Source organism: Dyella flava (assembly GCF_016904955.1).
Classification (GTDB): domain Bacteria; phylum Pseudomonadota; class Gammaproteobacteria; order Xanthomonadales; family Rhodanobacteraceae; genus Dyella_B; species Dyella_B flava.
On sequence record NZ_JADIKE010000023.1, the window covers coordinates 1 to 6,491 of the forward strand.

Below are 6,491 nucleotides of genomic sequence, written 5' to 3' on the forward strand. Positions count from 1 at the left end.
GCGACTTGCCCCTTCAGAAAATTTCGCGTCATCTGATACCGCAACACTCGTACCCATGCGAAATTACGTATGTCGGACGTGCCCATCCCCAGCGATGACTACGGCACGTCCGACATGAGGTGAAGAAACGCGGATCGCCTGGTCTCGAACACCAAACGATCCGCTGGCCACAATCAACTGACACGGAGTCAACTATGGTTACGCTCGATCATAAGGCACCCGCACACCCCCGTGCCCCCGCCCTGGTGCATTCCCCCCACTTCACCCCCGCGCCAACGGCGCGACGTCGAGCCCTAAGTGGGTAATCGTCTAGCCGGAATCAGCTGATTCCGACAACACGAGCAGGTTTTCTGCAGACCCTTCGCCCGCGCGCAATGCGCGGGCGACCTAACCGCATGGAGAACACCGATGCAAGGTACCCACGACGACCCGACCGGGTCGCGGCACTATCTGCTGTCCGCAGAAGAGTACGACGAACTGAAAAACCTCCAGCAACTGCTGTTGCTCATGGCCAACGTCGCCTACGACGAGGACCAGCAGGCCAACGAAGGCGAGACCTTGACCATCCCCCGCTGGGAAATGCAACTCACCTTTCGAATCATCAGCAAACTGATTGGCGACGCCCTGGCGCATTTGGAGCAGCGCAACCACATCGAGCCTCGAAACCTGACGCTGCAATGATCAAGCGCGGGTCCGCCGCGCCATCCACATCATGGAGTGCCCCATGAACAAACCACGCGACGTGGCTAAACCGCCACCCGGCTATCTGCTGCGCGAAGAAAACGTCGAAAAGCTGGAGCAGATCCGCGGGCAACTCTTCCTGATGGCCCGTATGGTCTTTGCCGCCACGCTGGCCGAAGAGCACGAGCCGCTGGAAATCCAGCGCTCCATGCTGGGCCAGTGCTTCGAGAACTTCGGCCGGCAACTTGATGAAGTGCTATCGACCATGGAGTGGGCCGGCCAGCGCATGTCTCGGGCTCGGCGGCGGCATTAGGCGTCAGGGCCAGGCAAACGGGGCCGGGCCAATGCCCCCGCCAACTTTTCGTTCGGCGAGTAAACCCGCCTCCGTTTTCCCTGCTGGCATGGCGACAATCTGTCTCGTCACACCCCTGATGCGACCGTCGTACCCGCCATTGCAGACAAAGCCCGCGTGACGGGTTACGCAGAGCGTCAGTAGCGTAAAGCGTCAGAAGCAGCCGTAAAGTGGCCGCAGACGCGCGTACGCGCGGTCCAGGACTGGCTCACCCTTCCCTCATCACACCGCACAAGACGTTTCTGGCCACGTCGCCGAGCCCGCAACCCTACGCCAGCGCATATCCTTCACGCCGACGTGACGAACGAGTGGTCGGGAGCGACGCGGGCAGATTTTAAATCTGTGATGCGAAGCACATTCCTATTGTGAACGTGGCACGCCCCCTGCCTAACTCCTTACGTAGGCAAAGAAGCAGTAAGCAGGGGTAAGTAGAAATGGAACAGATCGTCGAATGTCTCATCGCTGGTGGCCCCCAGCACGGCCTGATGCGCCGGCAACTGTGGGATCCGCAATGTCCGACACCGCCCGTGGTCGCCTCCGGCGACGGCGAGGTGTGCATCGCCGCCGCCTTCCGTCCCGTGCACGTCGGCCGCAATCTTTTCCTGCTGTTGCATCCGCGCGCAACCGGCCCGCAGATCCTGGCCATGATGGCCACGATGAGCGCGCAAGCCATCATCGCCAACACCCGACCGCGCAAGCCGGGCCTGATGGAACAGGCGCTGCCGCTGGCCAGGGTTGGTTGAGCGGCGTGTTCGCGCCCATGCAACGGAGGAGTGATCGCACAGGCGTCTCACGCGAAGTCAAAAGCTGACTTCACGGCGGCGCCGTGCTCGAAACTGTCAAAGGCGCTGAGCGCGGGACTGGCGCCTGCAAAGTCAAAGGCACTCACGAAGGAGCCTTTGGCACTTGGCGCATCAAATGCGCTTTGAAAGCTTGATGCAGCCACATCTCCAAAGTCGAACGCACTTTGGAATGTGCCCGTCCCCGCGCGCGGGAAATCGAACGCACTTCGGAAAGAAGCGGCATGGCCCGACGAATCAGGCTGGCCGGCCAATGGCGTTTGGTTGGATATATGCGTGGCAAAGGGTTGCTTGTACATGGCTGCCTCCAGAGGCTTGGGTGGCTTATCACTGGCGTCCATCGTAGGTAGCGCAGCCATCCACCGAAACGACCGGCGGCGGAAATCATTTTTGCCAAAAGGGGCGCTTTCAACCAACAGGCCAGAGGTAAGCGAGCAGCGGAACAATCAACGCGGTGAGCAGCCCGTTCAGCCCGATGCCGATCGCGGCGAATGCAGCGGCAAGTCCGTTCAGCGGCGCGACTTGCGCGGCAGCAACGCCACTTCCGGCGACACCGGCTGCCAGGCCATGCGCACGCCAATCATCGACCCGCAACCAGCGCAGCACCGCCTGCCCGATCACCGCCGCGAAGATGCCGCCTGCAATCGCCAGGGCTGCGGTAAGCGCCGGCACACCACCGACTTCCTGTGCCACGGCGATGGCAATCGGCGTCGTCACCGACTTGGGAGCCATCGAGAGTGCAACGGAACGGCCGCCACCGAGCATCCAGACAACCGCGACGCCACTCACCGTCGTAGTCACGGACCCCGCCAGCAGTGCCAGTCCAACGCCGCGCAAACTGCGCCTGATGTGTACCGCATTCAGGGCCAGCGGTATGGCCAACGCAACCGTCGCAGGGCCAAGCAGGAAATGGATAAATTGCGCGCCGGCAAAATATTGATCGTAAGGCGTGCCCGTCGCCATCAGCAGGACGGCGACCAGGACGATCGCGATCAGCACCGGATTGGCCACCGGCGAATCATGGCAAACCTTCTGTATCCACTTGCCGATCAGGTAGGCAAACAGAGTGATCGCCAGCCACAGCAGCGGCGTAACCGCGAGCGGCGTCCAGACCTCCTTGATCGCATGCATCATAAGGATCCACCCGGATTGAGGACGCTCGCTTCTGCATCTGGATGAGCCGCGCGACGCGTGATGTGATGCATCACCAAGCCCGTCACCACCAGGCCCAGTACGGTCGACACCAACAAACCCATCAGGATCGGCAACCAGTCTCTTTTGAGCACCGCCAGCTCCGTGACGATGCCGACGCCCGCCGGGATAAACAGCAATCCCATATTCGCGATCAGCGATGATGACGCCTGCTCCAAGGCGGAGACTTCGTTATCGCGCCTGGCGACCCAGCTTTTACATGGGATCAGCAGCGCGACGGCAAGCAAGAACATGCCGATCACCGGGCCGGGCAAAGGTAGATGCAGCACGCGCTGCATCACCTCCCCAAGCAACTGGGCGCCGATCAGCACGGCAAATGCGGCAGGCATGCTCATGACGCTTACGCACTCGCCGCGCCATCGAGCCCGGCGTCCCGCGCAGCCAGCGCACCGAGCGCGGACCAGTCGAGGTCGCCCCAGCCTGCGGCCACCAATGCCACCAGCCGTTCGTGCACCAGGCTCGCCATCGGCATCGGGACGGCTTGGCGTTCGGCCTCCGAAAGCGCCAATCGAAGATCTTTGACAGCCAGTGGCGCGGTCATCCCCGCCGGCTTGAATCGCCTGTCGACAATTTTTCCACCATAGGCTTTGTGCACGCGGCCATCGAACAGCGATCCAGTGAAGACCTCAAAGGCCAGGTGTGGGTCGATACCCGCTTTCGTCAGCAAAGTCAGTACCTCGCCCATGCTCTGCAATGTCGTGGCAGTCATGACGTTGCAGGCAAGCTTCATCACGTTGGCCGCGCCAGGGTCCTCGCCCAGTTCGAAAATGTGTTGCCCAAGCTGCTCAAGTAGCGGCCGCGCTCGCTGCATGTCAACCGCAGAACCGGCAGCCAGGATAAAGATGCGTTGCGTTTTCGCCAGATCCGGGTTGCCCAGCACCGGCGCCGCAATAAAGCTCTGCGCGGCTTCGGTATGCCGCTTCTCCAGCCGCCGGGAGAGCTCGGCGCTGACCGTGCTCATGGAGATATGCAGCGCTCCCGGCTTCAGAATATCGACCAGGCCGCCAGGCAGCGAAAACATCACGCTTTCGAGCGCGGCATCGTCAGGAAGCGAACTGATCACTATGTTGCAGTGGCTGAGGTCGGTGATCCTTGCGGCGCCCTGCGCACCTTCTACCCGCAGTGCTTCGACACGTTGGGGATTTCGGTCGTAGGCGACCACGGCATGACCCTTGGAAAGAAGCGTAGCCGCCAGGGCACTTCCCATATTCCCCAAGCCGACAACGCCGATAAGCGCTTTGCTGCCGCTTGAACCGGCCGTCTGACGGGGATCGGAAAGCGCCCCCGCAGACGATGCTTGCTCATTGATTTGCTTCGTATTCATGGCGATTTCTCACGCTGGTGGACGCGGTGTATCGTGCGCTCAGCCGGTTGCGTCAGAAATCACCGCCGTGGCAATTTATTTTTGCCGATTGGGGATAAGTGAGGTGAGAGATGGACTACTTTGCGGCCATGCATGCCTTCGTCCGCGCGGTCGAACTGGGAAGCTTCTCCAAAGCCGCCGAGGAAGATGGCCTCAAGGTTTCCACCGTCTCGCGCTACGTCACCTCGTTGGAGGCCGACTTGGGCGCGGCGCTGTTCAATCGCTCCACCCGCCGCCTGCACCTTACCGAGGTAGGAAGACATTTCTACGAACACGCCTCACGGATCCTGGCCGATCTTTCCGAAGCGCGTCTGGCCACAACAGCGCTCAACGCGCAGCCACAGGGCCTGCTTCGCATCAACATTCCCGTCGCCTTCGGTCGAAAGCATGTCTTTCGCCATCTACCGGATTTTTTGGCGGAATACCCAGCCATTCGCATCGATGCAACACTCACCGACGACACCGTCGATCTGATCGGAAGCGGCACGGATGTCGCCATTCGCATTGGCGCATTGGCCGATTCCAGCCTTGTCGCAAAGCGCCTCGCGCCCCAGCATCGCATGCTTGTCGCGAGCGCTGCTTACCTTGCCGACCGACGCCCCATTCGCGAACCCAAGGACCTGGAAGACCACGAATGCCTTTCGTTTGCGCTGCAACCCAAAGAAGCCTGGTACTTCCGCCCAACCGGATCGACCTCGACCGAGCTCAACGAAGTCGCCATCCGCGGCAGAGTTCGCGCCAATAACTCCGAAGCACTGCTCGATGCTGCGCTTGCGGACCTGGGCATCGCATTACTTCCCACCTGGATCACCTACGAATCGGTCGCGGCAGGGAAACTGCAGATCGTCCTACCCACCTGGGAGGCACTTATCGCCCCCGGACCAGTCCGAGCCATCTGGGGTGTGTATCCACCCAAGAAAGTCGTCTCGCCCAAAGTGAGGGCCTTTCTTTCGTTTATGGAATCACGCTTTGGCGAGCCGCCGTATTGGGATAAGGCGATTTCGCCGGTTGAATGAATGCGGATTTCCGTTTGTCATTGACGGCGAAAGCGCAAATCATAGGCTGGAAGTGTCTTAATCTCGGGGGCAGTCCAAGCCCGTGGTCGTGTCACTTGCCGTGACATTACCGTAGGGATCGTAGCTGTACTGCCGCTTGAGCGCGCCTGTCGAATCGGTCAAAGCAATCGTGCTATTGATCAGATCTGTCAAAAAGTATGTTCGCCCCGTTACGTCGTTTCGTGCAAAACGTTCGTCGCTATCTAAGCCGACCAGAATCGGATTGATCGTGCCGCCTCGCGCCTCTTGCACGATGTTATTGCCGCCGTACAGGAATTGCGTCACGGCACCTTATCAGTGCGAAACCAAGTCCCTCTTTAAATTAAGACCATCTTGCTCAGAATTAACTTTAATATATATTTTATTTCCGTCCATTGGCACAGCCAAAAAGGCTATAGATAGCGCCATCTTGTTAACACCAACGAGCATTGCCTTCCCCAAGTTACGGGCTATAAGTGTTTTTACCCGTGATGTATCTCCGTCGCTCAAAGAAACAGCCAACATCCATGACCTTATTTGCGACAAATACTCGACATCGACCGAATTAGGCTTGATGTAAGAAATAGACTCCCTTATATCTATGCATTCCGTTGACTGGACCTCCGGACGTGCATCGGGAGCTCTTTTGTATTCGACTCTGTAAGCTGCAGGCGTATCTGGGGTACACCAAATAGAAACACTGATCGGTAATGCTTGATTTCCATTGGCCGCCCCGGCTGCGCGACAATTCAGCGAGACAACTAATGACACGAGAAGCACTGCTACCAATGCACCTGATTTAACGATACACCCATTTAGATCACCAGCTGAAAGACATCTATTTAGCATCATCCTATTTCTCCAAAACCTTACTCAGCACATCAACGACATCAAGGAGATTTACAGTAGGCGGAGGGGTAAACTGAAGCGTCCTCATTCCTTCGAGTCATTCAGAAGTAGAGGTTGGGGTTGATGATGCCACGGCGTAACGGATGGGTGACAGACCGCCGAGAGAGCGATGTGGGCGGTCATGGTTGTAACGATGTCGC

At 59.0% G+C, this 6,491-nt stretch carries 10 protein-coding genes; 4 read left to right on the top strand and 6 right to left on the bottom strand.

The window, feature by feature from the left end; all coding sequences use genetic code 11:
• Window positions 1-408: 408 nt before the first annotated feature.
• The 3 genes from ISP19_RS01685 to ISP19_RS01695 all read left to right on the top strand — a co-directional run bounded on the left by ISP19_RS01685 (window position 409) and on the right by ISP19_RS01695 (window position 1,776).
• A complete protein-coding gene (locus ISP19_RS01685; RefSeq protein ID WP_204678993.1) occupies window positions 409-681 on the top strand; it encodes an XAC0095 family protein in 273 nt (90 codons plus the stop codon).
• Window positions 682-724: 43 nt separating this feature from the next.
• Window positions 725-994: an XAC0095 family protein gene (locus tag ISP19_RS01690; RefSeq protein WP_204678995.1), complete on the top strand. Its 270-nt coding sequence runs from the start codon at window positions 725-727 to the stop codon at window positions 992-994.
• A gap of 473 nt (window positions 995-1,467) precedes the next feature.
• Window positions 1,468-1,776 (top strand): hypothetical protein, encoded by a 309-nt coding sequence (locus ISP19_RS01695; protein ID WP_204678997.1) that lies wholly within the window; start codon window positions 1,468-1,470, stop codon window positions 1,774-1,776.
• A 47-nt stretch (window positions 1,777-1,823) separates the two neighbouring features.
• Here the strand turns inward: ISP19_RS01695 and ISP19_RS01700 are convergent, their stop codons facing one another.
• From ISP19_RS01700 to ISP19_RS01715, 4 genes are all read right to left on the bottom strand, one after another.
• Window positions 1,824-2,132 carry a hypothetical protein gene (locus tag ISP19_RS01700; protein WP_204678999.1) on the bottom strand — a complete coding sequence of 103 codons (309 nt, stop codon included), beginning with the start codon at window positions 2,130-2,132 and terminating at the stop codon, window positions 1,824-1,826.
• 109 nt (window positions 2,133-2,241) lie between these two features.
• Window positions 2,242-2,964 carry an LrgB family protein gene (locus ISP19_RS01705; RefSeq protein WP_204679001.1) on the bottom strand — a complete coding sequence of 241 codons (723 nt, stop codon included), beginning with the start codon at window positions 2,962-2,964 and terminating at the stop codon, window positions 2,242-2,244.
• Window positions 2,964-3,356, bottom strand: coding sequence for a CidA/LrgA family protein (locus ISP19_RS01710; protein ID WP_204679003.1), 393 nt, complete (start codon window positions 3,354-3,356; stop codon window positions 2,964-2,966). The genes ISP19_RS01705 and ISP19_RS01710 overlap by 1 nt, the downstream gene beginning before the upstream one ends.
• Window positions 3,357-3,385: 29 nt before the next feature.
• Window positions 3,386-4,369, bottom strand: a complete 984-nt coding sequence (locus ISP19_RS01715; RefSeq protein ID WP_204679005.1) for an NAD(P)-dependent oxidoreductase — start codon at window positions 4,367-4,369, stop codon at window positions 3,386-3,388.
• Between the two features lie 110 nt (window positions 4,370-4,479).
• On the opposite strand from ISP19_RS01715, the gene ISP19_RS01720 reads away from it, so the two are divergent.
• Complete coding sequence (locus ISP19_RS01720; RefSeq protein WP_204679006.1) at window positions 4,480-5,424, top strand: LysR family transcriptional regulator; 945 nt, start codon at window positions 4,480-4,482, stop codon at window positions 5,422-5,424.
• A gap of 57 nt (window positions 5,425-5,481) precedes the next feature.
• On the opposite strand, the gene ISP19_RS01725 is transcribed toward ISP19_RS01720, so the two are convergent.
• Complete coding sequence (locus ISP19_RS01725; RefSeq protein WP_204679007.1) at window positions 5,482-5,748, bottom strand: hypothetical protein; 267 nt, start codon at window positions 5,746-5,748, stop codon at window positions 5,482-5,484.
• Between the two features lie 9 nt (window positions 5,749-5,757).
• Window positions 5,758-6,294 carry a hypothetical protein gene (locus ISP19_RS01730; protein WP_204679008.1) on the bottom strand — a complete coding sequence of 179 codons (537 nt, stop codon included), beginning with the start codon at window positions 6,292-6,294 and terminating at the stop codon, window positions 5,758-5,760.
• Window positions 6,295-6,491: the final 197 nt, after the last annotated feature.